This is a genomic window from Enterobacter sp. JS8-1, from assembly GCF_049187015.1.
GTDB classification, from domain to species: Bacteria; Pseudomonadota; Gammaproteobacteria; order Enterobacterales; family Enterobacteriaceae; genus Enterobacter; species Enterobacter mori.
Genome location: NZ_CP185805.1, coordinates 3422429 through 3447056, shown reverse-complemented (window position 1 = coordinate 3447056; position 24628 = coordinate 3422429). Strand labels below are relative to the sequence as shown.

General features: G+C 56.7%; 22 protein-coding genes. 14 read left to right on the top strand and 8 right to left on the bottom strand.

Annotated features, from left to right (window positions below):
- Positions 1 to 139: 139 nt before the first annotated feature.
- On the bottom strand, positions 140 to 1834 hold the full coding sequence (narQ, locus tag ACOQH0_RS16345; RefSeq protein WP_421510821.1) for a nitrate/nitrite two-component system sensor histidine kinase NarQ: 1695 nt from the start codon (positions 1832 to 1834) through the stop codon (positions 140 to 142).
- A 151-nt stretch (positions 1835 to 1985) separates the two neighbouring features.
- Between narQ and aegA the strand changes: the two genes are divergently transcribed.
- The 3 genes from aegA to ACOQH0_RS16330 all read left to right on the top strand — a co-directional run bounded on the left by aegA (position 1986) and on the right by ACOQH0_RS16330 (position 5773).
- Positions 1986 to 3962 (top strand): formate-dependent uric acid utilization protein AegA, encoded by a 1977-nt coding sequence (gene aegA / locus ACOQH0_RS16340; RefSeq protein WP_421510820.1) that lies wholly within the window; start codon positions 1986 to 1988, stop codon positions 3960 to 3962.
- A gap of 67 nt (positions 3963 to 4029) precedes the next feature.
- The gene (gene nudK, locus ACOQH0_RS16335) at positions 4030 to 4620 is read left to right on the top strand and encodes a GDP-mannose pyrophosphatase NudK (RefSeq protein ID WP_100165781.1); all 591 of its coding nucleotides are present in this window, start codon (positions 4030 to 4032) and stop codon (positions 4618 to 4620) included.
- Positions 4621 to 4729: 109 nt separating this feature from the next.
- Entirely contained in the window at positions 4730 to 5773 is a 1044-nt protein-coding gene (locus ACOQH0_RS16330; RefSeq protein ID WP_126816138.1) for a DUF1176 domain-containing protein, read from the top strand.
- A 149-nt stretch (positions 5774 to 5922) separates the two neighbouring features.
- Here the strand turns inward: ACOQH0_RS16330 and tkt are convergent, their stop codons facing one another.
- A complete protein-coding gene (gene tkt / locus ACOQH0_RS16325) occupies positions 5923 to 7911 on the bottom strand; it encodes a transketolase (RefSeq protein WP_193939350.1) in 1989 nt (662 codons plus the stop codon).
- A 19-nt stretch (positions 7912 to 7930) separates the two neighbouring features.
- Positions 7931 to 8881, bottom strand: a complete 951-nt coding sequence (gene tal, locus ACOQH0_RS16320) for a transaldolase (protein ID WP_421510819.1) — start codon at positions 8879 to 8881, stop codon at positions 7931 to 7933.
- 246 nt (positions 8882 to 9127) lie between these two features.
- Here tal and maeB point away from each other — a divergent pair, with 246 nt between their 5' ends.
- On the top strand, positions 9128 to 11407 hold the full coding sequence (gene maeB, locus ACOQH0_RS16315) for an NADP-dependent oxaloacetate-decarboxylating malate dehydrogenase (protein WP_010433785.1): 2280 nt from the start codon (positions 9128 to 9130) through the stop codon (positions 11405 to 11407).
- Between the two features lie 89 nt (positions 11408 to 11496).
- On the opposite strand, the gene hemF is transcribed toward maeB, so the two are convergent.
- Both hemF and amiA read right to left on the bottom strand, forming a co-directional pair.
- Positions 11497 to 12396 (bottom strand): oxygen-dependent coproporphyrinogen oxidase, encoded by a 900-nt coding sequence (gene hemF, locus ACOQH0_RS16310; RefSeq protein ID WP_421510818.1) that lies wholly within the window; start codon positions 12394 to 12396, stop codon positions 11497 to 11499.
- A complete protein-coding gene (gene amiA, locus ACOQH0_RS16305; RefSeq protein ID WP_421510817.1) occupies positions 12396 to 13271 on the bottom strand; it encodes an N-acetylmuramoyl-L-alanine amidase AmiA in 876 nt (291 codons plus the stop codon). Before amiA ends, hemF begins: the two co-directional genes overlap by 1 nt.
- 212 nt (positions 13272 to 13483) lie before the next feature.
- On the opposite strand from amiA, the gene ACOQH0_RS16300 reads away from it, so the two are divergent.
- The 10 genes from ACOQH0_RS16300 (at position 13484) to pdxK (ending at position 21822) form a co-directional block, all read left to right on the top strand.
- Positions 13484 to 13909, top strand: coding sequence for a GNAT family acetyltransferase (locus tag ACOQH0_RS16300; protein WP_003861292.1), 426 nt, complete (start codon positions 13484 to 13486; stop codon positions 13907 to 13909).
- Positions 13896 to 14345 (top strand): DUF2919 domain-containing protein, encoded by a 450-nt coding sequence (locus tag ACOQH0_RS16295; protein ID WP_421510816.1) that lies wholly within the window; start codon positions 13896 to 13898, stop codon positions 14343 to 14345. The genes ACOQH0_RS16300 and ACOQH0_RS16295 overlap by 14 nt, the downstream gene beginning before the upstream one ends.
- A gap of 63 nt (positions 14346 to 14408) precedes the next feature.
- Complete coding sequence (locus tag ACOQH0_RS16290) at positions 14409 to 14984, top strand: RpoE-regulated lipoprotein (RefSeq protein WP_010433775.1); 576 nt, start codon at positions 14409 to 14411, stop codon at positions 14982 to 14984.
- Positions 14985 to 15076: 92 nt separating this feature from the next.
- The gene (locus tag ACOQH0_RS16285) at positions 15077 to 15976 is read left to right on the top strand and encodes a Dyp-type peroxidase (RefSeq protein WP_089597869.1); all 900 of its coding nucleotides are present in this window, start codon (positions 15077 to 15079) and stop codon (positions 15974 to 15976) included.
- Between the two features lie 173 nt (positions 15977 to 16149).
- Entirely contained in the window at positions 16150 to 17163 is a 1014-nt protein-coding gene (gene cysP, locus ACOQH0_RS16280; RefSeq protein ID WP_421510815.1) for a thiosulfate/sulfate ABC transporter substrate-binding protein CysP, read from the top strand.
- Entirely contained in the window at positions 17163 to 17996 is an 834-nt protein-coding gene (gene cysT, locus ACOQH0_RS16275) for a sulfate/thiosulfate ABC transporter permease CysT (protein WP_010433768.1), read from the top strand. Before cysP ends, cysT begins: the two co-directional genes overlap by 1 nt.
- On the top strand, positions 17996 to 18871 hold the full coding sequence (cysW, locus tag ACOQH0_RS16270) for a sulfate/thiosulfate ABC transporter permease CysW (protein ID WP_421510814.1): 876 nt from the start codon (positions 17996 to 17998) through the stop codon (positions 18869 to 18871). The genes cysT and cysW overlap by 1 nt, the downstream gene beginning before the upstream one ends.
- Positions 18861 to 19955 (top strand): sulfate/thiosulfate ABC transporter ATP-binding protein CysA, encoded by a 1095-nt coding sequence (cysA, locus tag ACOQH0_RS16265; protein ID WP_296229278.1) that lies wholly within the window; start codon positions 18861 to 18863, stop codon positions 19953 to 19955. Before cysW ends, cysA begins: the two co-directional genes overlap by 11 nt.
- A gap of 113 nt (positions 19956 to 20068) precedes the next feature.
- Complete coding sequence (cysM, locus tag ACOQH0_RS16260; RefSeq protein ID WP_421510813.1) at positions 20069 to 20980, top strand: cysteine synthase CysM; 912 nt, start codon at positions 20069 to 20071, stop codon at positions 20978 to 20980.
- A 5-nt stretch (positions 20981 to 20985) separates the two neighbouring features.
- The gene (gene pdxK / locus ACOQH0_RS16255) at positions 20986 to 21822 is read left to right on the top strand and encodes a pyridoxine/pyridoxal/pyridoxamine kinase (protein ID WP_010433761.1); all 837 of its coding nucleotides are present in this window, start codon (positions 20986 to 20988) and stop codon (positions 21820 to 21822) included.
- A gap of 44 nt (positions 21823 to 21866) precedes the next feature.
- Here pdxK and crr read toward each other — a convergent pair whose 3' ends face one another.
- Genes crr through ptsH form a run of 3 tightly spaced genes read right to left on the bottom strand, consistent with a single transcriptional unit; the run spans position 21867 to position 24446 of the window.
- Positions 21867 to 22376 (bottom strand): PTS glucose transporter subunit IIA, encoded by a 510-nt coding sequence (crr, locus tag ACOQH0_RS16250; protein ID WP_003861316.1) that lies wholly within the window; start codon positions 22374 to 22376, stop codon positions 21867 to 21869.
- A gap of 40 nt (positions 22377 to 22416) precedes the next feature.
- Positions 22417 to 24144, bottom strand: coding sequence for a phosphoenolpyruvate-protein phosphotransferase PtsI (gene ptsI, locus ACOQH0_RS16245; RefSeq protein ID WP_010433760.1), 1728 nt, complete (start codon positions 24142 to 24144; stop codon positions 22417 to 22419).
- Positions 24145 to 24188: 44 nt separating this feature from the next.
- Complete coding sequence (gene ptsH / locus ACOQH0_RS16240; RefSeq protein WP_000487600.1) at positions 24189 to 24446, bottom strand: phosphocarrier protein Hpr; 258 nt, start codon at positions 24444 to 24446, stop codon at positions 24189 to 24191.
- Positions 24447 to 24628: the final 182 nt, after the last annotated feature.

The following is a 24628-nucleotide window of genomic DNA, read 5'->3' as shown; positions in this document are numbered from 1 at the left end:
AGTGTGACCTCGTTTTGCTGCACGTCATTATTGTTTATTGCCCGCATAACTTTAGCGGTTAGGCCCAGGTCAAACGTGGAGAAATAAAGGAGATAATGTAAATTATCATGCGCTTTTCCCTGCGCGCTCCCCTTTACCGTTATTTACCCGCCAGCGATGCGGGTGTACGGAAAGTGACGGTGACCTCCGTTCCGCCGTTTTTCGGCTGTGAAAAGCGCAGCGTTCCGCCGAGCCGTTCCGCACGTTCGCGCATGATGTTCAGCCCGTAATGGCCCGGCGGTTCGTTCGCCTCGCCAATGCCAATACCGTTATCGCGTACAGCCACGCTGTGCGTACCGTCAGCGGCGGTAATGCAGCTGACGACGATCTCGCTTGCGTCGGCATGTTTGATGGCGTTCAGCACCGCTTCCCGCACAATCTGCAGCAAATGCACCTGTTTTTGTGCATCCAGGGCCAGGGATGAGAGTCGACAATCGAGAACCAGCTTCGCCTTCGTCTGGGTTTGCAATCCCTCGAGAGACTCCTGCAGCGCGGCGGGCAGGTTTGCGTGGTTGAGCGTCAGGCGGAAGGTGGTGAGCAGTTCACGCAGCTGGTGCCAGGCGTTGTTAAGCTCGCGCGAGAAGTCCGTGATGATGGTCTGCGCCTGGGCATTCTCATCCGGGACGGCGCGTTTGAGCAGGGCAAGCTGAATGCGCAGATAGGACAACACCTGCGCCAGGGAATCATGCAGTTCGCGGGCGATGGTGGCGCGCTCTTCCATCAGCAGCAGCTGTTGATAGTGTTTTTGCGCCTGGTTGAAGTAAAGCCCGCGCCCCAGCATCGTTGCCACGCTCTTCATCAGCGGGAGTGACACGCCCCCGGTCTCGCTCTGCCAGCGCAGCTCGCCATACAGGGTGTCCTGCATCAGAACAGGCAAACTGTGCAGTTCCGCGCCTTCGGCTTCGCTGCCTTCGAACAGTTGCCAGTCGTCACTGGTCCGCAGCGCCAGATAATTTATCTGCGTGTATTCATGCACGATCTGCAAAATATGCCTGAAACAATGGCTGTCTATCTGTCCGGTATTCAGCGCCTGAGAACATTTGAACAGCATTTCGAGCTGCTGGTGCGCCTCATTCAGGTGCTGCGTCTTTTCCGCCACGGATTGCTCCAGCGAGCGATAAAGCGAATGCAGTTCCGCTGACATATGGTTAAACGCGCGGGAAAGCTGGCCCAGCTCGTTGGGCAGGGCGGTATCCGGTGCGGGCGTATCAAATTGTCCCTGTTCGATACGCTCGCTGGCCGCGACCAGATTGTTCAGCGGCAGTACCACCTGACGGCGGATCCGCCGCAGCGTCGCCAGCGCCAGCAGCAGAATGCTCAGTCCACCCGCCAGCGACATCAGGATCACCAGCTGAATTTTATGTTCGGTGTAGTGCTGAAGCGCCAGCACAAAGGCATCAATACGGCCGACGAAATCCTCAATGTGGGCCTGATACCATGCGGTGTCGCCGCTGGCGATGCGCTGGCTCATCTCCTGCCAGGCAAGATGCAGCTGGTGGTAGCGCTGTTTAACATCGTCCGGCACATACCAGCGGTTCAACGTCTGCAGCGCAGGGGCGCTCAGCGTCTGCTGCCAGGCTTCACGGTGTTCCATCAGTGATGGGCTGGCGCGCTGCATCTCGTAGCCCAGGCGGTAGCTCTGCATACGCAGCGAACCCGCAATGTTAATCGCCTCAGCGTCTCGCTGGCTGCTGGCGAGTGTCATCAGCGCGATGGCGCTGGTCATAACGGATAACACAATCATCGAAAAGAAAGCCCGAGCCAGGCTTCCGGAAACAGGGCGTTTAACGGTCACAAATCAGCTTCCTGAATAAATTGATCTGCCACAGGTTCACTGGAGATAGTTCGGCTTTCTGGGCATTTGAACATTGCCTGAACACGTCACCGTGGCTAAATACAGTACATATAGAAAGAATAAGGTTATTGAACCAAAAACAGGTGTCGTTATGAATCGTTTTATTATGGCCAACAGTCAGCAATGCATAGGGTGTCGTGCCTGTGAGGTCGCGTGTGTGATGGCGCACAACGATGATCAACATGTTCTGAGTGAGCGCCATTTTCAACCCCGTATTACGGTCCTCAAATCAGAGGGGAAGAACAGTCCCGTTACCTGCCACCACTGCGAAAATGCCCCTTGCGCGCATAGCTGTCCGAACGGGGCTATCAGCAAGCACAGCGACAGCGTACAGGTGAATCAACACAAATGCATTGGTTGCAAAGCCTGCGTGGTAGCCTGCCCGTTCGGCACGATGGACATCATCGTTACGCCGCTGGATAACGCGAGCGTGAAGGCGTCGGCGCACAAATGCGATCTCTGCCTGGCGCGGTCTCAGGGGCCTGCCTGTATTGAAAACTGCCCGGCTGACGTGCTCACGCTTGCAACACCCGCCGTGCTGGATAACCTGTCGAAAGCGCGGCGCACGCGCACCGCGCGACGGGAAGCGCAGCCGTGGCACGGCGAGGCGGTGCAAGAGGTTCAGCCGCAAACCAAACTACAGCAGTTGCACAATACTCCTCCACGGGGCGAGCCTGACAAGCTGCCGGCGCAAGAACGCGCCTGCCATTTCAACGAAATCTATCTGCCGTTTCGGGCTGAACAGGCCAGACGTGAGGCGTCCCGCTGCCTGACCTGCGGGGAGCACAGCATCTGCGAGTGGACCTGCCCGTTGCACAACCACATTCCGCAGTGGATTGCGCGCGTCAACGCGGGGGATATCACTGGTGCGGCAGAACTCTCCCATCAAACCAACTGCTTACCGGAAATTACTGGCCGCGTTTGCCCGCAGGACCGCTTATGCGAAGGTGCCTGCACGCTGCGCGATGAGTCTGGTTCCGTGACCATTGGTAATATCGAGCGCTACATCTCAGACCAGGCGCTGGCGATGGGCTGGACGCCGGACATGAGCGACGTCCTCCCGGTGGACAAGCGGGTGGCCATTATTGGCGCAGGCCCGGCAGGGCTGGCGTGCGCCGACGTGCTGGTGCGCAGCGGCGTGAGCGTGACGGTGTATGACCGCCATCCGGAAATCGGCGGACTGCTGACGTTTGGCATTCCCGCCTTCAAGCTGGATAAATCCCTGCTCGCGCGGCGCAGAGAGATATTTACCGCGATGGGGATCCGGTTTGAACTCAACTGCGAAGTGGGACGCGATGTCTCTCTGACGCAGCTGCAGCGTGATTATGATGCCCTGTTTATTGGCGTTGGAACCTACCGCTCCATGAAGGCCGGTATCCCTCATGAAGATGCGCCGGGTGTCTATGACGCGCTGCCGTTCCTGGTGGCGAACACCCGCCATGTGATGGGGCTAGAGTCGAGCGCCTCTGAGCCGTTTATCGACACGCAGGGGCTGAATGTGGTGGTACTCGGCGGAGGGGATACGGCGATGGATTGCGTGCGAACCGCGCTGCGACAGGGGGCCGCCAAAGTGACCTGTGCCTATCGCCGGGACGAGGCCAACATGCCGGGGTCGAAAAAAGAGGTGAAGAACGCGAAAGAGGAGGGGGCGGCGTTTGAATTTAACGTCCAGCCCGTCGAGCTGACGCTTGCTTCGGACGGGAAGGTCAACGGTATCCGGATGCTGCGCACCGAACTGGGCGAACCGGATGCGCAGGGGCGTCGGCGTCCCGTTCCGGTTGCAGGCAGTGAGTTCGTCCTGCCTGCCGATGCGGTGATCATGGCGTTTGGCTTTAACCCGCACGCGATGCCCTGGCTGCAGGCCCAGGGCGTGGAAACGGATGACTGGGGGCGCATCATTGCCTCTGTCGAAGGGCGCTATCGTTACCAGACCAGCAACCCGCAAATTTTTGCCGGAGGTGACGCTGTGCGCGGTGCCGATTTAGTGGTCACTGCGATGGCTGAGGGGCGCCATGCGGCGCAGGGTATTCTCGACTGGCTTGAGATAACAGCGCCAACGGCGCACTAAATCCGACCGGCGACAAAGCGCGCTCCACGGCGTAGTATAACGGCACTCATTATGTCGTGGAGCCCGTATGACCCTCAAAATTGACGTTATTAAAGACAAAATCCTGTCCGAAAATTACTTTGTCCTGCGTAACATCACCTATGATTTAACGCGTAAGAATGGTGAAGTGATCCGCCACAAGCGCGAGGTCTACGACCGTGGCAATGGCGCAACCATTTTGCTCTACAACCGTGAAAAACAGACCGTGGTATTGATTCGCCAGTTTCGGGTGGCGACATGGGTGAATGGCAATCCTGACGGACGACTAATTGAAACCTGCGCAGGCCTGCTTGACGATGATGAGCCTGAGGTTTGTATCCGCAAAGAGGCCGTTGAAGAAACGGGCTTTGAAGTGGGTGAGGTGAAAAAGGTGTTCGAACTGTTCATGTCGCCAGGCGGCGTGACGGAAATCGTCCACTTCTTCATTGCGGAATACAACGATGCGCAGCGCACTCACCGGGGCGGTGGCGTTGAGGACGAGGATATTGAGGTGCTGGAAATGCCGTTTTCTCAGGCACTGGCAATGGTGAGAAGCGGAGAGATCAGGGACGGTAAAGCCGTAATATTGTTGCAGTACCTACAAACGACCGGGATCATGAGCCCCTCTTTCGAACGGTGATAGATTACATTTCAGATAAATCTATCCGATAAATCCGATTGAGCAAGCCCGGTTCGGACACGAAGATACTGCCCAGTTTGACGTTTTCGTTTCCGGGATTGTGCCATCCATGCGCTACTGCGTTTTTATTCTCTTCCTGTTTTGCGTGCTACCCGCGCCATTGGTGTGGGCTGCTCCCGCCCAGCAGTCCTTCTCTGACTGGCAGGTCACCTGCAATAACCAGAATTTTTGCGTTGCGCGAAATACCGGTGAACATCGCGGTCTGGTCATGACGCTCAGCCGCAGCGCGGGCGCGAAAACGGACGCCACGCTGCGGATCGATCTTGGTGGGCTTTCTGACCCCGCCGTGAAAGAGCCTGATATCGCGCCGCGACTGCTGCTGGATGACGTACCGCTTAAGCTTTCGCCTCAGCACTGGCAATTAACGCCCTGGCATCTGAAGACTGACGATGCCGCCACCATCACCGCTTTTTTGAAAAACATTCAGGAAGGGCACGCCCTGACGTTGCAGGGTGGTAAGCAGGTTATCTCACTGGATGGCCTGAAAGCGGCGCTGCTGTTTATCGATGCCCAGCAAAAACGCGTCGGCAGCAAAACAGCCTGGATAAAAAAAGGGAACAGTCCGCCGCTGAGCGTGCCGCCCGCACCCGCATTAAAAGAGGTGGCGGTCGTCAACCCGACACCGACGCCGCTGACCCATGAAGAGTTGAACGACCTGCTGGATTATGGCACCTGGCGGATGAATAACAGTCAATGCTCGCTTGATCCGAACCGCCGTGAAGTCCGCGTTACCGCGTTAACCGATGACAAAGCGCTGCTGATCGTCAGCTGCGAAGCCGGGGCGTATAACACCGTCGATTTGGCATGGCAGGTTTCGCGCAAAAAGCCGTTTTCTGCCCGTAGCATCAGGTTGCGTCTGCCATTTACCCCTTCAAGCAACAGCAGTGAGATGGAGCTGATGAATGCCAGCTTCGATGAGAAAACGCGTGAGCTGACCACGCTGGCGTTAGGGCGGGGCATTGGGGACTGCGGGATCCAGACGCGCTGGCGTTTTGACGGCCAGCGCTTCCGGCTGGTCCGCTATGCGGAAGAGCCCAGCTGTGATAACTGGAACGGGCCAGATGCGTGGCCCACGCTGTGGATTACGCGGTAGCTTTTTGCCGGGTGGCGGCTTCGCCTTACCCGGCCTACGAATCCTGCGGTATGTGACAATGTGCCGGGTGGCGGCTGCACCTTACCCGGCCGACGATACTTCGAACCGTAGGCCCGGTAAGCGTAGCGCTACCGGGCACGCAGGCCGCACTAGATCACGCTCAGCGCCTTCTCCACCACGTTCTCAACGGTAAAGCCGAAGTACGGGAACAGCTTATCGGCAGGGGCGGACTCACCGTAACCTCGCATGCCGACAATCGCCCCCTTAAGCCCGACATACTTGTACCAGTAGTCGGCAATACCGGCCTCCACCGCCACGCGCGCCGCGACGCTGGACGGCAGGACCGATTCCCGGTACGCCTCATCCTGTGCATCAAAAATATCCGTTGAGGGCAGGGACACCACACGCACCGCGTGGCCTTCGGCGGTCAGTTTTTCCGCCGCTTTCACCGTGATTTCCACCTCGGAACCGGTGGCAATCAGGATCACGTCCGGCTTGCCGCCGCTGTCTTTCAGGATGTAGCCGCCGCGGGCGATGTTTTTCACCTGCTCCGGGGTACGCTCAATCTGCGCCAGGTTCTGGCGCGAAAGAATTAAAGCCGTTGGGCCATTGTGGCGTTCCACCGCCAGCTTCCAGCCCACCGCCGCTTCGACCTGGTCGCACGGGCGCCAGGTGCTGAAGTTCGGCGTCAGGCGCAGGCTCGCCAGCTGTTCAACCGCCTGGTGCGTGGGCCCATCTTCCCCCAGCCCGATGGAGTCGTGGGTATATACCATGATTTGCCGCGCCTTCATCAGCGCCGCCATGCGCGCCGCGTTACGGGCGTACTCGACGAACATCAGGAAGGTGGCCGTGTAGGGCACAAAGCCGCCGTGATGGGCAATGCCGTTGGCAATGGCCGTCATCCCGAACTCGCGCACGCCGTAGTGGATGTAGTTCCCGGCAATGTCCTCTTTCAACGATTTTGAGCCGGACCAGATGGTCAGGTTACTCGGCGCCAGATCCGCCGAGCCGCCCAGCAGTTCAGGCAGGATCGGGCCAATCGCATTCAGGGTGTTTTGCGACGCCTTACGGGTGGCAATTTTCGCCGGGTTGGACTGCAGGTTTTCAATCAGCGCCTGGGTTTTATCGTCCCAGTCTTCCGGCAGGCCGCCGCTCATGCGGCGTGAAAACTCGGCCGCCAGCTCCGGATGCGCTTTTTTGTAGGCGGCAAATTTTTCGTTCCAGGCGTGCTGGGCTTTCTCACCGTCTTCGCGGGCATCCCAGGCTCTGTAGATCTCTTTCGGGATCTCAAACGGCGGGTATTTCCAGCCCAGCTTCTGCCGGGTCAGCGCCACTTCTTCGTCACCCAGCGCCGCGCCGTGCGCCTCCTCTTTGCCCGCCTTGTTCGGCGAGCCGAAACCGATGACCGTGCGGCAGATAATCAGGGACGGTTTGTCCTTCACGCTCTGCGCTTCCTGAATCGCTTTTTTCACGGCTTCAGGATCGTGACCGTCAATCTCATGCACCACGTGCCAGTGGTAGGCTTCGAAGCGTTTTGCCGTGTCGTCGGTAAACCAGCCTTCGGTTTCCCCGTCAATGGAGATGCCGTTGTGATCGTAAAACCCGATCAGCTTGCCGAGTCCCAGCGTGCCCGCCAGCGAGCAGACCTCGTGCGAGATCCCCTCCATCAGGCAGCCGTCACCCATAAACACGTAGGTGTAGTGGTCGACAATCTCGTGGTCCGGCTGGTTAAACTGCGCCGCCAGCGTGCGTTCGGCAATTGCCAGCCCGACCGCATTGGCTAACCCCTGACCGAGCGGCCCGGTTGTCGTTTCCACGCCCGGCGTATAGCCGATCTCCGGGTGGCCCGGCGTTTTGGAGTGCAGCTGGCGGAAGTTTTTTAGCTCCTCAAGCGGCAGGTCGTAGCCGGAAAGATGCAGCAGGCTGTAGAGCAGCATCGATGCGTGACCGTTGGAAAGAATAAAACGGTCGCGATCGTACCAGGTGGGGTCATTAGGGTTGTGCTTCAGGAAGTCGTTCCACAACACTTCGGCAATATCGGCCATGCCCATCGGTGCGCCGGGATGGCCGGAATTGGCTTTCTGCACGGCATCCATGCTGAGGGCGCGAATGGCATTGGCGAGCTCTTTACGGGACATAGTTCACTCCGTGGCAAGGTTAAAGTTTGGCGGCAAGAAGATCTTCGAGTTTGCGCTGGTCGACGGCGAACTGGCGGATACCATCCGCGAGCTTTTCGACGGCCATTGCGTCCTGATTGTGCTCCCAGCGGAACTCCGCTTCGGTCATGGCTTTCGGTTTTGGCAAAACGGTGGAGGTCGGCACCAGCTTGCGGATCACCGTCTCTTCTTTGTCCTGAAGCTCCTGGAGCAGGTTAGGGGAGATGGTCAGACGGTCGCAGCCTGCCAGGGCGAGGATCTGCTCGGTACGGCGGAAGCTGGCCCCCATCACGATGGTTTCGTAGCGGTGCTGTTTGTAGTAGTCGTAGATATTACGGACCGATTTCACGCCCGGATCCTCATCCACCACGTACGGGTCCATCGGCTGTTTTGCCTGATACCAGTCGTAGATGCGCCCGACAAACGGCGAGACGAGGAACACGCCCGCTTCGGCACAGGCGCGCGCCTGGGCAAAGGAGAACAGCAGCGTCAGGTTGCAGTGAATGCCCTCTTTTTCCAGCACCTCCGCGGCGCGAATGCCTTCCCACGTCGACGCGAGCTTAATCAGAATGCGTGATTTATCGATCCCCTGCTCCTGGTAGAGTTCCACCAGGCGGCGGGCTTTGTTAATGCTTTTTTCTTTATCAAACGAGAGGCGGGCGTCCACTTCGGTCGACACGCGCCCCGGAATGCTTTTCAGAATTTCTGCACCAAAATTAACCGCCAGCTTGTCGCTGGCTTCGGCGACCTGCTGCTCCTGCGTCTTCCCGCGCTGCTTACCGTAGGCAATGGCGTCATCAATCAGATGACTAAAATGGGCAAGCCCTGCCGCTTTGAGCAGCAGCGAAGGGTTGGTGGTCGCATCTTCAGGCTGATAGTGGCGAATTGACTCGATATCGCCGCTGTCTGCCACTACGGTGGTGAATTGTTTGATGCCGTCTAGCTGGTTCATAAATCATTACTCCTTGGAAATAAAAGAGTTAGATGAGTGCGTTAGTTCACACTTCTGAGAAAATCATGATGGACTTAACAAAAAAGCATAGCAGACGGGGGAGGCATTGCTTTTGAGACGGGTAACATGGCTGTTATAAATTGATAACAATTTTTAATGTGTGATGGTGAGAGTTTGGCAGCCTTCAAAGTTTATGCGCTGTCCTGCGGCGATACTATCTGACCGATACGTAAAAGGAATAACAAGATGGACGATCAGTTAAAACAGAGTGCCCTCGATTTTCACGAGTTTCCTGTCCCGGGCAAAATCCAGGTTTCCCCTACCAAGCCGCTGGCGACCCAGCGCGATCTGGCGCTGGCCTATTCGCCAGGCGTCGCTGCGCCGTGTCTGGAAATCGAAAAAGACCCGCTGGCAGCCTACAAATACACCGCGCGCGGCAACCTTGTCGCCGTTATTTCTAACGGTACGGCGGTGCTGGGGCTGGGCAACATTGGCGCGCTGGCCGGTAAACCGGTGATGGAAGGGAAGGGCGTTCTGTTCAAGAAATTCGCCGGTATCGACGTGTTTGATATCGAGGTGGACGAACTCGATCCCGATAAATTCATCAACGTGGTGGCTGCGCTGGAGCCCACCTTCGGCGGGATCAACCTGGAAGACATCAAAGCGCCGGAATGTTTCTATATCGAGCAGAAGCTGCGCGAGCGTATGAACATTCCCGTGTTCCATGATGACCAGCACGGGACCGCGATTATCAGTACCGCCGCGATTCTGAACGGCCTGCGCGTGGTCGAGAAAAATCTCTCCGACGTGCGCATGGTAGTCTCCGGCGCGGGCGCGGCGGCGATTGCCTGTATGAACCTGCTGGTGGCGCTGGGCATGCAGAAACACAACATTGTGGTCTGTGACTCTAAGGGCGTTATTTACAAAGACCGCGAGCCGAACATGGCGGAAACCAAGGCGGCGTACGCGGTGGAAGACGACGGCAAACGCACGCTTGAGGACGTCATTGACGGCGCGGATATCTTCCTCGGCTGTTCCGGCCCGAAAGTGCTGACTCAGGAGATGGTGAAGAAGATGGCGCGCGCGCCAATGATCCTGGCCCTGGCGAACCCTGAGCCGGAAATCCTGCCGCCGCTGGCGAAAGCGGTGCGTGAAGATGCCATTATCTGTACAGGTCGCTCGGACTATCCGAACCAGGTGAATAACGTGCTCTGCTTCCCGTTCATCTTCCGCGGCGCGCTGGACGTGGGCGCAACGGCGATCAACGAAGAGATGAAGCTTGCCGCCGTTCACGCCATCGCGGAGCTGGCGCACGCCGAGCAGAGCGAAGTGGTCGCGTCTGCATACGGCGATCAGGATCTGAGCTTTGGCCCGGACTACATCATTCCAAAACCGTTCGACCCGCGTCTGATTGTCAAAATTGCGCCAGCCGTTGCCAAAGCGGCGATGGACTCCGGCGTGGCGACGCGACCGATTCAGGATTTCGACGCTTACGTCGATAAGCTCACCGAGTTCGTCTACAAAACTAACCTGTTCATGAAGCCGATCTTCTCCCAGGCGCGTGCCGACGCGAAGCGTGTGGTGCTGGCGGAAGGGGAAGAGGCGCGCGTGCTGCACGCCACCCAGGAGCTGATCACCTTAGGGCTGGCGAAGCCGATCCTGATTGGTCGTCCGAGCGTCATCGAGATGCGCATTCAAAAGCTCGGCCTGCAGATTAAGCCGGGCGTCGACTTCGAGATCGTTAACAACGAATCCGATCCGCGCTTCAAAGAGTACTGGAGCGAATACTACGCGATCATGAAGCGCCGTGGGATCACCCAGGAGCAGGCGCAGAAAGCGGTCATCAGCAACACCACGGTGATCGGCGCGATCATGGTGCATCGCGGCGAGGCGGATGCGCTGATCTGCGGCACCATTGGCGATTACCACGAGCATTTTAGCGTGGTGCAGGAGATCTTCGGCTATCGCGACGGCGTCCATACCGCCGGGGCGATGAACGCGCTGCTGCTGCCAAGCGGCAACACCTTTATTGCTGACACCTACGTTAACGACGATCCGACCCCAGACGAGCTGGCGGAGATCACCGTGATGGCCGCCGAGACCGTGCGCCGCTTTGGTATCGAGCCGAAGGTGGCGCTGCTGTCGCACTCGAACTTTGGTTCGTCTAAATCCGCGGCGGCCTGCAAAATGCGTCAGACGCTGGAGCTGGTGCGCGAGCGTGCGCCGGAGCTGATGATTGACGGGGAAATGCACGGCGATGCCGCGCTGGTGGAGAGCATTCGTAACGAACGCATGCCGGACAGCCCGCTGAAGGGATCGGCCAACATACTGATTATGCCAAACGTGGAAGCGGCGCGTATCAGCTATAATCTGCTGCGCGTCTCCAGCTCTGAAGGGGTGACCGTAGGACCGGTACTGATGGGCGTGGCGAAACCGGTGCATGTGTTAACGCCGATTGCCTCAGTGCGCCGTATCGTGAATATGGTGGCGCTGGCGGTGGTTGAGGCGCAGACGCAGCCGCTGTAATTTTTACCCTCACCCTAACCCTCTCCCAAAGGGAGAGGGAATTTATACTCCCTCTCCCTTTGGGAGAGGGCAGGGGTGAGGGGTAAGGGTTACACCCAATCCCGAACCTTAATAAACTCCCTCAAGGCAGCCTCCGGGCTGCCTTCTTTTGGCTCGTAGCTGTATTCCCAGCGCACCAGCGGCGGCATCGACATCAGAATCGACTCCGTGCGCCCGCCGGTCTGCAGGCCGAACAGCGTCCCGCGATCCCACACCAGGTTGAACTCCACGTAGCGCCCGCGGCGGTAAAGCTGGAACTCACGCTCGCGCACGCCGTAGTCGGTGTTTTTACGGCGTTCGACGATGGGCAGATACGCGTCGGTATAGCCTTCGCCTACCGCGCGCATAAAGCTGAACGCGGTATCAAAATCCGGCGTGTTGAGATCGTCAAAGAACAGCCCGCCGATGCCGCGCTGCTCGTCGCGGTGCTTCAGGTAAAAGTAGTCATCACACCACTTTTTAAATTTCGGGTAGACGTCTTCGCCAAACGGCAGACAGAGATCGCGCGCGGTAGTGTGCCAGTGCACGGCATCCTCTTCGAAGCCGTAGTAGGGCGTTAAATCGAAACCGCCGCCAAACCACCAGACCGGATCGGCCCCCGGTTTTTCCGCAATGAAAAAGCGCACGTTAGCGTGGCTGGTCGGCACAAACGGGTTGTGCGGGTGCACCACCAGCGAGACGCCCATCGCCTCGAAGCTGCGGCCCGCCAGCTCAGGGCGATGCGCCGTCGCAGACGCGGGCATCGCGTCGCCGTGAACGTGGGAAAAATTGACGCCCGCCTGTTCGAAGATGCCGCCGTTACGCAGCACCCGGCTGCGCCCGCCGCCGCCCGCTTCGCGCTGCCAGCTATCTTCCTGAAATTCACCGCCGTCTGCGGCGGCCAGTTTCCGGCAAATATCATCCTGCAGCTGCAGCAGGAATGTTTTGACCAGCTGTGCATTGGGTTTCATCAACGTTTCCTGGAGTGCGCTTTTTGGTTATCGAACCAGTTGAAGTAGCTGATAATGCCGGAGGCGATGGCGTTGGCGATCTTCTGGCGGAACGCCGTGGTGCCGAGCAGCCGCTCTTCTTCCGGGTTGGTAATAAAGGAGGTTTCCACCAGCACCGACGGAATCGACGGCGATTTCAGCACCACAAACGCCGCCTGCTCGGTGCCTTTACTGTGCAGACGATGCACCGGCTTAATCTTCTTCAGGATATGCGAGCCGAGCGTCAGGCTGTTTTTGATGGTGTCCGTCTGCACGAGGTCGAACAGCACCTGCTGCAACAGATGGTCTTTATCGGTGGCTTTCTTTCCGGCGACCTCATCCGCCCGGTTTTCGCGGTCGGAGAGGTATTTTGCCATGGCGCTACTGGCACCACGGTTGGAAAGCGCAAACACCGATGCGCCTGCTGCCGAAGGGTTGGTAAAGCCGTCTGCGTGGATCGACATAAACAGATCCGCGCCGTGCTGGTGGGCGATCTCCACGCGGTCGTACAGCGGAATGAAGGTGTCCCCGGAGCGAGTCAGGCGGGCGTCAATGCCGTTGCTGCGTAAAATCGATCGCACATTTTTTGCAATCGCCAGCACGACGTGTTTTTCTTTCGACCCGTTTTTGCCGATGGCGCCGGTATCGATGCCGCCGTGGCCCGGATCGAGCATCACCAGACGCTTCGCGCCCGGCTTTTTGGTTTTCGGTTTACTGTGCCCGTTGGTGGTTTTAAGCGTGCTCTCGTCTTTTGCCTGAGCCTGCTTAGCGATGCCCGTTAACGTTAAGGCCGCCAGCCCCGCTTTGAGAACCTGACGACGCGATGTGAGTGCTTTTAATGGTTTGAATGTGCTCATGCGGCCTGAATAGTAAAAATTGCGATCCTGGTGTTATATCGTATCGTGATTACCGTTACGACAGTCCTTATTGATAATTGTTTTACTTTTCATTTCAATACGTGACAAAGTGACATTATGCCAAATTTTGGCGAGATTTTCCCCGGTTATTGGCTAAACGCAGGGTTCACGCCATAATCACTGTTTTTAAACCCAAAAAGGCGGTTAATACCATGGAGATACGTGTTTTTCGCCAGGAAGATTTCGAAGAGGTGATTACCCTTTGGGAGCGCTGCGATCTGCTGCGTCCGTGGAACGACCCGGAAATGGACATCGAACGTAAGGTGAATCACGACGTCAGTTTGTTTCTGGTCGCGGAAGTGAACGGTGAGGTTGTCGGTACGGTGATGGGCGGTTACGACGGCCACCGCGGTTCGGCCTATTATCTTGGCGTGCATCCGGAATACCGGGCGCGCGGCATTGCCAATGCGCTGCTCAATCGCCTGGAAAAGAAACTCATCGCCCGCGGCTGTCCGAAAATTCAGATTATGGTGCGAGAAGATAACGACGTGGTGCTGGGCATGTATGAGCGTCTGGGCTACGAGCATGCTGACGTGCTGACTCTGGGCAAGCGTTTGATCGAAGATGAAGAGTACTGAGATCCATCCGGCTGACTATAACGCGCAGGGCCGTGTCAGGCTGCCTTTTCTGTTCTGGTGCGTTCTGCTGTTACAGGCCCGCACCTGGGTGCTGTTTGTAATGGCCGGAGCGTCGCGCGGGCAGGGCGACACGCTGCTGAATCTCTTCTATCCCGATCACGATGCATTCTGGATCGGATTACTGCCGGGCATTCCGGCCGTACTGGCGTTTTTGGTCAGCGGACGGCGGCATCTGATCCCTCGCTTTTGGGGCGCGCTTCGCTGGCTGCTGATCCTTGCCCAAATTGCGCTGCTCTTCTGGCAGCCGGTACTCTGGTGGTACGGTGAGCCGCTCACGGGCATCGGTATTGCGCTGGTCGTTGCCGATATCGTGGCGCTGCTGTGGCTGCTGACCAATCCTCGCCTTCACGCCTGTTTTAGGCATCAGGATGATTAATTCGGCACTTTTTGCCGAAGTCGCACTCCAACAAGCGTTGATTTAATTAGAAAGGACGTTTCAATGAAATCGCTGCGTTTACTTTTATGCGCTCTTCCGCTGGCGTTGACCGGCTGTTCGACGCTCTCCTCTATTAACTGGTCTTCTGCGTATCCGTGGAACTGGTTTGGTTCTTCCACCGAAGTGACCGAGCAGGGCGTAGGAAAAATTACCGCGTCAACCGCGCTGGATCAGGATGCCATTCAGGATGCCCTGAGCAGTGATTATCGCCTGCGCAGCGGCATGAAAACCGAAAATGGCAATATCGTGCGTTACTTCGAAGCGCTGAAGGGTGACACGCTGGCGCTGGTGATTAATGGTGATAAAGGCACGGTAAACCGTATCGCGGTGATGGATGAAGACATTCCAACCGCAACCGGTGTGAAAGTGGGGACCCCGTTTAGCGATCTCTATAAACAGGCGTTCGGCAACTGCACCAGCGTGCCGTCTGACGACAAGGTTGCGGTGGAATGTAAGGCTGAAGGCAGCCAGCACATCAGCTACCTGTTCACCGGAGAGTGGAGCGGTCCGGAGGGGTTAATGCCATCTGACGACACGCTGAAAAACTGGAAAGTGAGCAAAATACTCTGGAAGCAGTAATTTGCGCCTGAACAAACCGTCTTGCTGAAATCCGGGTATAATAGCCGCCATCAATGCCACGCTGACGTGGCATCTTTATTTCAGGAGGAGCGATGTCTCAGGTTCAGAGTGGCATTTTGCCAGAACATTGCCGCGCGGCGATTTGGATTGAAGCCAATGTTAAAGGGGACGTGGATGCCCTGCGTGCGGCCAGTAAAGTGTTCGTTGATAAACTGGCGACCTTCCAGGCTAAATTCCCGGAAGCCCACCTCGGTGCCGTTGTCGCCTTTGGCAATAACGTCTGGCGTCAGCTGAGCGGTGGCGAAGGGGCGGAAGAGTTAAAAGACTTTATCCCTTACGGCAAAGGCCTTGCACCTGCCACGCAGTACGACGTGCTGATCCACATTCTTTCCCTGCGTCACGACGTGAACTTCTCCGTAGCCCAGGCCGCTGTTGAGGCCTTTGGCGACAGCATCGAGGTGCAGGAAGAGGTTCACGGCTTCCGCTGGGTGGAGGAGCGCGATCTGAGCGGCTTCGTTGACGGCACCGAAAACCCGGCAGGCGAAGAGACGCGTCGCGACGTGGCGGTGATCAAAGACGGTGTGGACGCGGGCGGCAGCTACGTGTTCGTGCAGCGCTGGGAGCACAACCTCAAGCAGCTTAACCGCATGAGCGTGCACGACCAGGAGATGATGATTGGCCGAACCAAAGAAGCCAACGAAGAGATCGACGGCGATGACCGTCCCGTTACCTCTCACCTGACCCGCGTTGACCTCAAAGAAGACGGAAAAGGGCTGAAGATTGTCCGCCAGAGCCTGCCGTACGGTACGGCCAGCGGCACGCACGGCCTTTACTTCTGCGCCTACTGCGCGCGCCTGTACAACATTGAACAGCAGCTGCTGAGCATGTTTGGCGATACCGACGGCAAGCGCGACGCCATGCTGCGCTTCACCAAACCGGTGACCGGCGGCTACTACTTTGCGCCGTCCGTTGAGCGCCTGCTGGCGCTGTAATGAGCTTTCTCCCTCTCCCACAGGGAGAGGGCTGGGGTGAGGGCATCAGGCCGCACCCCTTATTCCCTTTTCTGCTTCTAAATCACCAAACGGTATATAAAACCGTTACTCCTTTCGACCTCGTTATAAATATTATGACTATAAGATAGTCATCACATTTATAAGGGTGCGCAATGGCCGTTACTGTACTAAAAAAAGGATCGCTGGCACTGGCAGGTTTACTGCTGGTGGCGCAGGCGCAGGCAACCGAGCTGCTTAACAGTTCGTATGATGTCTCCCGCGAGCTGTTTGCCGCCCTTAACCCACCGTTTGAACAGCAGTGGGCAAAAGACAATAACGGCGATAAGCTGACCATCAAGCAGTCCCATGCCGGTTCATCCAAACAGGCGCTGGCCATCCTGCAGGGACTGAAGGCCGATGTGGTGACCTATAACCAGGTGACGGACGTGCAGATCCTGCACGACAAAGGCAAGCTGCTCCCGGCGGACTGGCAGAGCCGTCTGGCAAACAACAGCTCGCCGTTCTATTCCACCATGGGCTTCCTGGTGCGCAAGGGCAACCCGAAGAACATCCACGACTGGAACGACCTGGTGCGTTCCGACGTAAAACTGATTTTCCCGAACCCAAAAACCTCCGGCAACGCGCGTTATACCTATCTGGCGGCATGGGGCGCGGCGGATAAAGCTGACGGTAACGATAAAGCGAAGACCGAGCAGTTCATGACCCAGTTCCTGAAAAACGTCGAAGTGTTTGATACCGGCGGCCGCGGCGCGACCACAACCTTCGCGGAGCGTGGTCTTGGCGATGTCCTGATCAGCTTCGAGTCCGAAGTAAACAATATCCGTAAACAGTACGAAGCGCAGGGCTTCGAAGTGGTTATCCCGAAAACTAACATTCTGGCCGAGTTCCCGGTGGCCTGGGTGGATAAAAACGTGCAGGCAAACGGTACCGAGAAAGCGGCAAAAGCCTATCTCAACTACCTGTACAGCCCGCAGGCGCAGACCATCATTACCGATTACTACTACCGCGTGAATAACCCGGACGTGATGAACAAGCTGAAAGATAAATTCCCGCAGACCGATTTGTTCCGCGTGGAAGACCATTTCGGCTCATGGCCTGAAGTGATGAAAACGCATTTTGTCAGCGGCGGTGAGTTAGATAAATTGCTGGCGGCGGGGCGTAAGTAATGTTTGCAGTATCGACAAAACGCGTGCTGCCGGGCTTTACCTTAAGCCTCGGAACCAGCCTGCTGTACGTCTGCCTGATTTTGTTGTTACCGCTCAGCGCGCTGGTGGTGCAGCTCTCTGATATGAGCTGGGCCCAGTACTGGGACGTGATCACCAACCCGCAGGTGGTGGCAGCCTATAAGGTGACGCTACTGTCGGCGTTTGTGGCGTCGATTTTTAACGGCCTGTTCGGCCTGCTGATGGCGTGGATCTTAACCCGCTACCGTTTTCCGGGCCGCACGCTGCTTGATGCGTTGATGGATCTGCCGTTTGCACTGCCGACGGCGGTGGCGGGCTTAACGCTGGCGTCGCTGTTCTCGGTGAATGGTTTTTACGGCGAGTGGCTGGCGAAGTTTGATATTAAAGTGACCTATACCTGGCTCGGTATCGCCGTAGCGATGGCTTTCACCAGCATTCCGTTTGTGGTGCGAACCGTACAGCCGGTACTGGAAGATTTAGGCCCGGAATATGAAGAAGCCGCGGAAACGCTGGGAGCGACGCGCTGGCAGAGTTTCCGCAAGGTTGTGCTGCCAGAGCTTTCTCCGGCGCTGCTGGCGGGCGTGGCGCTCTCCTTCACCCGCAGCCTCGGCGAGTTTGGTGCGGTGATCTTCATCGCCGGGAACATCGCGTGGAAAACGGAAGTGACCTCGCTGATGATTTTTGTGCGTTTGCAGGAGTTTGATTATCCGGCTGCGAGCGCGATTGCTTCGGTGATCCTCGCCGCGTCGCTGCTGCTGCTGTACTCGATTAACACTCTGCAAAGTCGCTTTGGTCGACGTGTGGTAGGTCACTGATGGCGGAAGTTACTCAATTGAAGCGTTACGATGCGCCCCGCATCAACTGGGCAAAATGGTTTCTGATTGGGACGGGCGTGCTGGTATCCGCACTTATTCTCGTTGTGCCAACGGTCTATATCTTTGTCCAGGCATTCAGTAAAGGGATTATGCCCGCGCTGGAAAATCTGGCGGACCCGGATATGCTGCACGCCATCTGGCTGACCGTGTTGATTGCGCTGATCACGGTACCGGTCAACCTGGTATTCGGTACGCTGCTGGCCTGGCTGGTGACGCGCTTCAACTTCCCGGGACGTCAGATGCTGTTGACCCTGTTGGATATTCCGTTTGCCGTGTCGCCAGTTGTTGCCGGTCTGGTTTACCTGCTCTTTTACGGCTCTAACGGCCCGCTGGGCAGCTGGCTGGATGAGCATAACCTGCAGATTATGTTCGCCTGGCCGGGCATGGTGCTGGTGACTATCTTTGTGACCTGTCCGTTTGTGGTGCGTGAACTGGTGCCGGTGATGCTAAGCCAGGGGAGCAATGAAGACGAAGCCGCGGTACTGCTGGGCGCTTCCGGCTGGCAGATGTTCCGCCGCGTGACGCTGCCGAACATCCGCTGGGCGCTGCTCTACGGCGTGGTGCTGACCAACGCACGCGCGATTGGGGAGTTCGGGGCTGTTTCTGTTGTATCCGGTTCCATCCGCGGTGAAACGCTGTCGTTGCCGTTACAGATTGAGCTGCTGCAGCAGGACTACAACACCATCGGCTCCTTTACTGCCGCAGCGTTGCTAACGCTGATGGCGATTTTGACCCTGTTTTTGAAGAGTGTGGTGCAGTGGCGTTTAGAGAATCAGGAAAAACGTCTGCATCAGGAGGGAAATCATGAGCATTGAGATTGCCAATATTAAGAAGTCTTTTGGTCGCACCCAGGTGCTGAATGATATCTCGCTGGATATCCCTTCCGGACAAATGGTCGCGCTGCTGGGGCCGTCAGGTTCCGGTAAAACCACGCTGCTGCGTATTATCGCCGGGCTTGAGCATCAGACCAGCGGACATATCCGCTTTCACGGCACCGACGTGAGCCGCCTGCATGCCCGCGATCGTAAAGTAGGCTTTGTGTTCCAGCATTACGCGCTGTTCCGCCATATGACGGTGTTCGACAACATCGCGTTTGGTCTGACGGTGCTGCCGCGTCGCGAGCGTCCAAATGCGGCAGCTATCAAAGCGAAAGTGACCAAACTGCTGGAGATGGTACAGCTTGCGCATCTGGCAGACCGTTTCCCTGCCCAGCTGTCCGGCGGGCAGAAACAGCGCGTGGCGCTGGCGCGCGCGTTAGCCGTTGAGCCGCAAATCCTGCTGCTGGATGAACCCTTCGGCGCGCTGGACGCACAGGTGCGTAAAGAACTGCGCCGCTGGCTGCGTCAGCTCCATGAAGAGTTGAAGTTTACCAGTGTCTTTGTGACCCACGATCAGGAAGAAGCGATGGAAGTCGCGGACCGTGTCGTGGTCATGAGCCAGGGCAATATTGAGCAGGTTGACGAGCCGGAGCAGCTCTGGCGTGAACCGGCAACCCGTTTTGTCCTGGAGTTTATGGGCGAAGTGAACCGTCTACAGGGGACCATTCGCGGCGGTCAGTTCCACGTCGGCGCGCACCGCTGGCCGCTGGGCTATACCTCCGCGCATCAGGGGCCGGTCGATCTGTTCCTGCGTCCGTGGGAAGTGGACGTCAGCCGTCGCACCAGCCTGGATTCACCGCTGCCGGTGCAGGTGCTGGAAGCTAGCCCTAAAGGTCACTACACCCAATTGGTGGTACAGCCGCTGGGCTGGTATACCGAGCCGCTGACCGTGGTGATGCGCGACGAAGAGCCGCCGCACCGGGGTGAGCGTCTGTTTGTTGGGCTGCAGCATGCGCGTATTTATCACGGGAAGGAGCGCATCGAGACGCGCGAGGATATTGCTCTGGCAGAGACAGCCTGATAGGTTAGGATTACGTAGTTTTGCCGGGTGGCGCTGCGCTTACCCGGCCTACAATATGACGTCTGTAGGCCCGGTAAGCGAAGCGCCACCGGGCTTTTTATTGGACAGTGATCATGAATACATTAGAACACACCATCGGCAACACCCCTTTGGTCAAACTTCAGCGCATGGGGCCTGACAACGGCAGCGAAATCTGGGTCAAACTCGAAGGCAATAACCCGGCGGGGTCGGTGAAAGACCGTGCCGCACTGTCGATGATTGTTCAGGCCGAAAAACGCGGTGAAATCAAGCCGGGCGACGTGCTGATCGAGGCCACCAGCGGCAACACTGGTATCGCGCTGGCGATGATCGCCGCGCTGAAAGGCTACCGCATGAAGCTGCTGATGCCGGACAACATGAGCCAGGAGCGCCGCGCCGCGATGCGTGCCTACGGGGCCAAGCTGATTCTGGTGACCAAAGAGCAGGGTATGGAAGGCGCACGCGACTTAGCGTTAGAAATGGCCGAGCGCGGTGAAGGTAAACTGCTCGATCAGTTCAACAATCCGGACAATCCCTACGCGCACTACACCACCACCGGCCCGGAAATCTGGCAACAAACCGACGGGCGCATCACCCACTTTGTCTCCAGCATGGGGACCACCGGCACTATTACCGGGGTGTCGCGTTTCCTGCGCGAGCAGGAGAAAGCCGTCACCATTGTTGGCCTGCAGCCGGAAGAGGGGAGCAGCATCCCGGGGATTCGCCGCTGGCCGGCGGAATACATGCCGGGCATCTTTAATGCGCAGCTTGTGGATCAGGTGCTGGATCTTCACCAGCGCGAGGCGGAAAATACCATGCGTGAGCTGGCCGTGCGCGAAGGCATCTTCTGCGGCGTCAGCTCGGGCGGCGCGGTAGCGGGGGCGATTCGGGTGGCAAAGGCAAACCCGGGTGCCGTAGTGGTGGCAATTATTTGCGATCGCGGCGATCGTTACCTCTCTACCGGCGTCTTTGGTGAAGAGAGTTATTCGCAGGGGGCGGGGATTTAAGCGTCATGGAGATGATTCTATTCCGGGATAAAACCCGGGCGCAGCAAACCGATATTGTTGCGGTGCAGTCGCAGGTGGTATACGGCAGCGTGGGCAACAGTATCGCTGTGCCAAATATTCGTACCCATCGGCTGAACGTGACTGCCGTGCCGACGGTGCTGTTCAGCAACACGCCGCACTACGACACTTTCTACGGTGGGGTGATCCCCGACGAGTGGTTTAGCGGCTATCTTAAGGCCCTGAACGAGCGCGAGATCCTGCGCGAGCTTAAGGCGGTCACCACTGGCTATATGGGCAGTGCCAGCCAGATAAAACTGTTGGCCCAGTGGCTCAAGACCATCAAAGTGCAGCATCCCGATCTGCTGGTGCTGGTCGACCCGGTTATCGGCGATATCGACAGCGGGATGTACGTGAAACCGGATATCCCTGAAGCCTATCGCGAGCATCTGCTGCCGCTGGCGCAGGGGATTACGCCGAACGTCTTTGAGCTGGAAGTGTTAAGCGGCAAACCGTGCCGTACTCCTGAAAGCGCGATTGCCGCCGCACAGGGGTTGCTCTCAGATACGTTGAAATGGGTTGCGATCACCAGTGCGCCGGTGGCCGATGACCCGGAAAATATCCACGTGGTGCTGGTGAGTAAAGAAAGCGTGACCGTGAGCGCGCACCCTCGTGTCGAAACCGATCTGAAAGGGACGGGCGATCTGTTCTGTTCGGAGCTGGTCAGCGGAATTGTCGAAGGCAAAACCATTGCTGAGGCGATTCGCAAAGCAGGGGATCGGGTGACGGACGTGATGGTTTATACCCAGTCGAAAGGTTACGACGAGCTTATTCTCCCCGCATAAACAAAAATGGCGCCCGAAGGCGCCATTTCTTTGTGCGGCAAGAATTACTTCTTGATGCGGATAACCGGGGTTTCGCCCACGGTCACGCTGCCGGACAGTTTGATCAGTTCTTTGATTTCGTCCATGTTGGAGATAACAACCGGAGTCAGGGTAGACTTCGCTTTTTCTTCCAGCAGTGGCAGATCGAATTCAATCACCGGGTCGCCAACTTTAACGCGCTGGCCTTCTTCTGCGATACGCTTGAAGCCTTCGCCTTTCAGTTCAACGGTGTCGATACCGAAGTGAACGAACAGTTCGATACCGCTATCAGATTCGATAGAGAACGCATGGTTGGTTTCAAAAATTTTACCGATGGTGCCGTCAACTGGAGCAACCATTTTGTTGCCAGTTGGTTTGATAGCAATGCCATCACCAACGATTTTCTCAGCAAACACTACATCCGGCACGTCTTCGATGTTGACGATCTCGCCGGAGAGCGGAGCAACAATCTCAATAGTTCCGGAGTCTTTCTTATCATCAGAAACCAGAGATTTCAGTTTATCGAACAAACCCATGATCTTCTCCTAAGCAGTAAATTGGGCCGCATCTCGTGGATTAGCAGATTGTTTTTTCTTCAATGAACTTGTTAACCAGCGTCATTAACTCGTCCGTTGTCGGTTGAGCAAGAGCCTGCTCTGCTAACACCTTCGCATCTTCGAAGTTCGTGTTACGGATAATCTTCTTAATGCGCGGGATGGAAATGGCGCTCATAGAGAATTCGTCCAGACCCATACCCAGCAACAGAAGTGTAGCACGTTCGTCGCCTGCAAGCTCACCACACATGCCAGTCCATTTACCTTCTGCATGAGAAGCATCAATTACTTGCTTAATAAGCGTCAGTACGGACGGTGACATTGGCTGGTAGAGATGTGAAATCATATCATTACCACGGTCAACTGCCAGGGTGTACTGCGTTAAATCATTGGTGCCGATACTAAAGAAATCAACTTCTTTGGCTAAATGACGCGCAATTGTTGCGGCTGCTGGTGTTTCCACCATCACACCCACTTCGATTGACTCGTCAAACGCTTTACCTTCGTCGCGCAGTTCCTGTTTGTAGATTTCGATCTCTTTCTTCAGTGCACGCACTTCTTCAACAGAGATGATCATCGGGAACATGATACGCAGTTTACCGAAAGCGGATGCACGCAGAATCGCGCGAACCTGGTCACGCAGGATCTCTTTACGATCCATGGCGATACGCACTGCGCGCCAGCCCAGGAACGGGTTCTCTTCTTTCGGGAAGTTCATGTACGGCAGCTCTTTGTCGCCACCGATGTCCATGGTACGGACGATAACCGCCTGAGAGCCACAGGCTTCAGCCACGGCTTTGTACGCAGCGAACTGTTCTTCTTCAGTTGGCAGCGCGTCACGGTCCATGAACAGGAATTCAGTACGATACAGACCTACACCTTCCGCACCGTTGCGCTCAGCGCCTTCAACGTCGCGTACGGTACCGATGTTCGCGCACACTTCTACCTGATGGCCGTCCAGCGTAATGGCTGGCAGGTCTTTCAGTTTAGCGAGTTCCGCTTTCTCGGTTGCAACCTGCTCCTGAACGGCGCGCAGCTGCTCGATCTCTTCGTTAGTTGGGTTGACGTAAACCTGGTTGTTTACGGCATCCAGAATCAGATAGTCGTCGTTTTTCACCTGAGCAGTGACGCTACCGGTACCCACGATGGCAGGCAGTTCCAGAGAACGCGCCATGATAGAGGTGTGGGAGGTACGGCCACCTGCATCAGTGATGAAACCCAGCACCTTGTTCAGGTTCAGCTGTGCGGTTTCGGACGGGGTCAGGTCGGCGGCAACCAGGATCACTTCATCCTGAATCGCGCTCAGATCGATAATGGCCAGACCCAGGATGTTGCGCAGCAGGCGCTTACCGATGTCACGTACGTCAGCCGCACGTTCTTTCAGGTATTCATCATCCAGTTCTTCCAGGGCAGTTGCCTGACCTTCGATAACTTCATGCGCAGCCGCGTCGGCCGTCATGCCTTTATCTTTAATCAGGGCTATGATTTCCTGCTCCAGCTCCTCATCTTCGAGCAGCATGATGTGCCCTTCGAAGATGGCTTCTTTTTCTTCACCGAAAGTTTCGCCAGCTTTAGTTTTGATCGCTTCCAGTTGCGCAGATGCCTTGGCACGACCGCTCAGAAAACGTTCAACTTCCTGATCAACCTTGTCGGCAGAAATTTTTTTCCGGTCAATGACGATTTCGTCTTCTTTCAGCAGCAGTGCTTTGCCGAAAGCGATACCCGGGGATGCTAAAATGCCTGAAATCATAACCCTACCTTACTTGTGACTGATATTGAAAAGAACCCGTTAACTTACTCGAGCTCAGCCATCAGTTTAACCAGATGCTCAACTGCTTTCTGCTCGTCTTCACCTTCCGCAGAGATGGTGACAACGGTGCCCTGAGTCAGGCCCAGAGTCTGCAGTTTGAACAGGCTTTTTGCGCTAGCGCTTTTGCCGTTGGAAGTTACAGTGATTTCAGAAGTGAAGCCTTTCGCTTCTTTAACAAACTGAGCAGCAGGGCGGGTGTGCAGACCGTTCGGAGCGGTAATGGTAACTTCTTGCTGGAACATTGTATTTCCCCAACTTATAGGTTTAGTGTTGTGGAACTAAAGTCTAGCCTGGCGGCTTAACTTTAGCCTGTATTGTTAGCGCTGACGTTTCAAGCGTCATTAAACATTATGCAGCGAAAGCAAGACTTGAACCAAATCATAAAATCGATTCAGCAAGGCTATTTCGTTCACTGATTAATTTC

What these genes read in the sequence shown, in the direction of transcription:
- aegA (WP_421510820.1), top strand. Translation starts at nt 1,986, where the DNA reads ATGAATCGTTTTATTATGGCCAACAGTCAGCAATGCATAGGGTGTCGT.
- nudK (WP_100165781.1), top strand. Translation starts at nt 4,030, where the DNA reads ATGACCCTCAAAATTGACGTTATTAAAGACAAAATCCTGTCCGAAAAT.
- ACOQH0_RS16330 (WP_126816138.1), top strand. Translation starts at nt 4,730, where the DNA reads ATGCGCTACTGCGTTTTTATTCTCTTCCTGTTTTGCGTGCTACCCGCG.
- tkt (WP_193939350.1), bottom strand. Translation starts at nt 7,911, where the DNA reads ATGTCCCGTAAAGAGCTCGCCAATGCCATTCGCGCCCTCAGCATGGAT.
- tal (WP_421510819.1), bottom strand. Translation starts at nt 8,881, where the DNA reads ATGAACCAGCTAGACGGCATCAAACAATTCACCACCGTAGTGGCAGAC.
- maeB (WP_010433785.1), top strand. Translation starts at nt 9,128, where the DNA reads ATGGACGATCAGTTAAAACAGAGTGCCCTCGATTTTCACGAGTTTCCT.
- hemF (WP_421510818.1), bottom strand. Translation starts at nt 12,396, where the DNA reads ATGAAACCCAATGCACAGCTGGTCAAAACATTCCTGCTGCAGCTGCAG.
- amiA (WP_421510817.1), bottom strand. Translation starts at nt 13,271, where the DNA reads ATGAGCACATTCAAACCATTAAAAGCACTCACATCGCGTCGTCAGGTT.
- ACOQH0_RS16300 (WP_003861292.1), top strand. Translation starts at nt 13,484, where the DNA reads ATGGAGATACGTGTTTTTCGCCAGGAAGATTTCGAAGAGGTGATTACC.
- ACOQH0_RS16295 (WP_421510816.1), top strand. Translation starts at nt 13,896, where the DNA reads ATGAAGAGTACTGAGATCCATCCGGCTGACTATAACGCGCAGGGCCGT.
- ACOQH0_RS16290 (WP_010433775.1), top strand. Translation starts at nt 14,409, where the DNA reads ATGAAATCGCTGCGTTTACTTTTATGCGCTCTTCCGCTGGCGTTGACC.
- ACOQH0_RS16285 (WP_089597869.1), top strand. Translation starts at nt 15,077, where the DNA reads ATGTCTCAGGTTCAGAGTGGCATTTTGCCAGAACATTGCCGCGCGGCG.
- cysP (WP_421510815.1), top strand. Translation starts at nt 16,150, where the DNA reads ATGGCCGTTACTGTACTAAAAAAAGGATCGCTGGCACTGGCAGGTTTA.
- cysT (WP_010433768.1), top strand. Translation starts at nt 17,163, where the DNA reads ATGTTTGCAGTATCGACAAAACGCGTGCTGCCGGGCTTTACCTTAAGC.
- cysW (WP_421510814.1), top strand. Translation starts at nt 17,996, where the DNA reads ATGGCGGAAGTTACTCAATTGAAGCGTTACGATGCGCCCCGCATCAAC.
- cysA (WP_296229278.1), top strand. Translation starts at nt 18,861, where the DNA reads ATGAGCATTGAGATTGCCAATATTAAGAAGTCTTTTGGTCGCACCCAG.
- cysM (WP_421510813.1), top strand. Translation starts at nt 20,069, where the DNA reads ATGAATACATTAGAACACACCATCGGCAACACCCCTTTGGTCAAACTT.
- pdxK (WP_010433761.1), top strand. Translation starts at nt 20,986, where the DNA reads ATGGAGATGATTCTATTCCGGGATAAAACCCGGGCGCAGCAAACCGAT.
- crr (WP_003861316.1), bottom strand. Translation starts at nt 22,376, where the DNA reads ATGGGTTTGTTCGATAAACTGAAATCTCTGGTTTCTGATGATAAGAAA.
- ptsI (WP_010433760.1), bottom strand. Translation starts at nt 24,144, where the DNA reads ATGATTTCAGGCATTTTAGCATCCCCGGGTATCGCTTTCGGCAAAGCA.
- ptsH (WP_000487600.1), bottom strand. Translation starts at nt 24,446, where the DNA reads ATGTTCCAGCAAGAAGTTACCATTACCGCTCCGAACGGTCTGCACACC.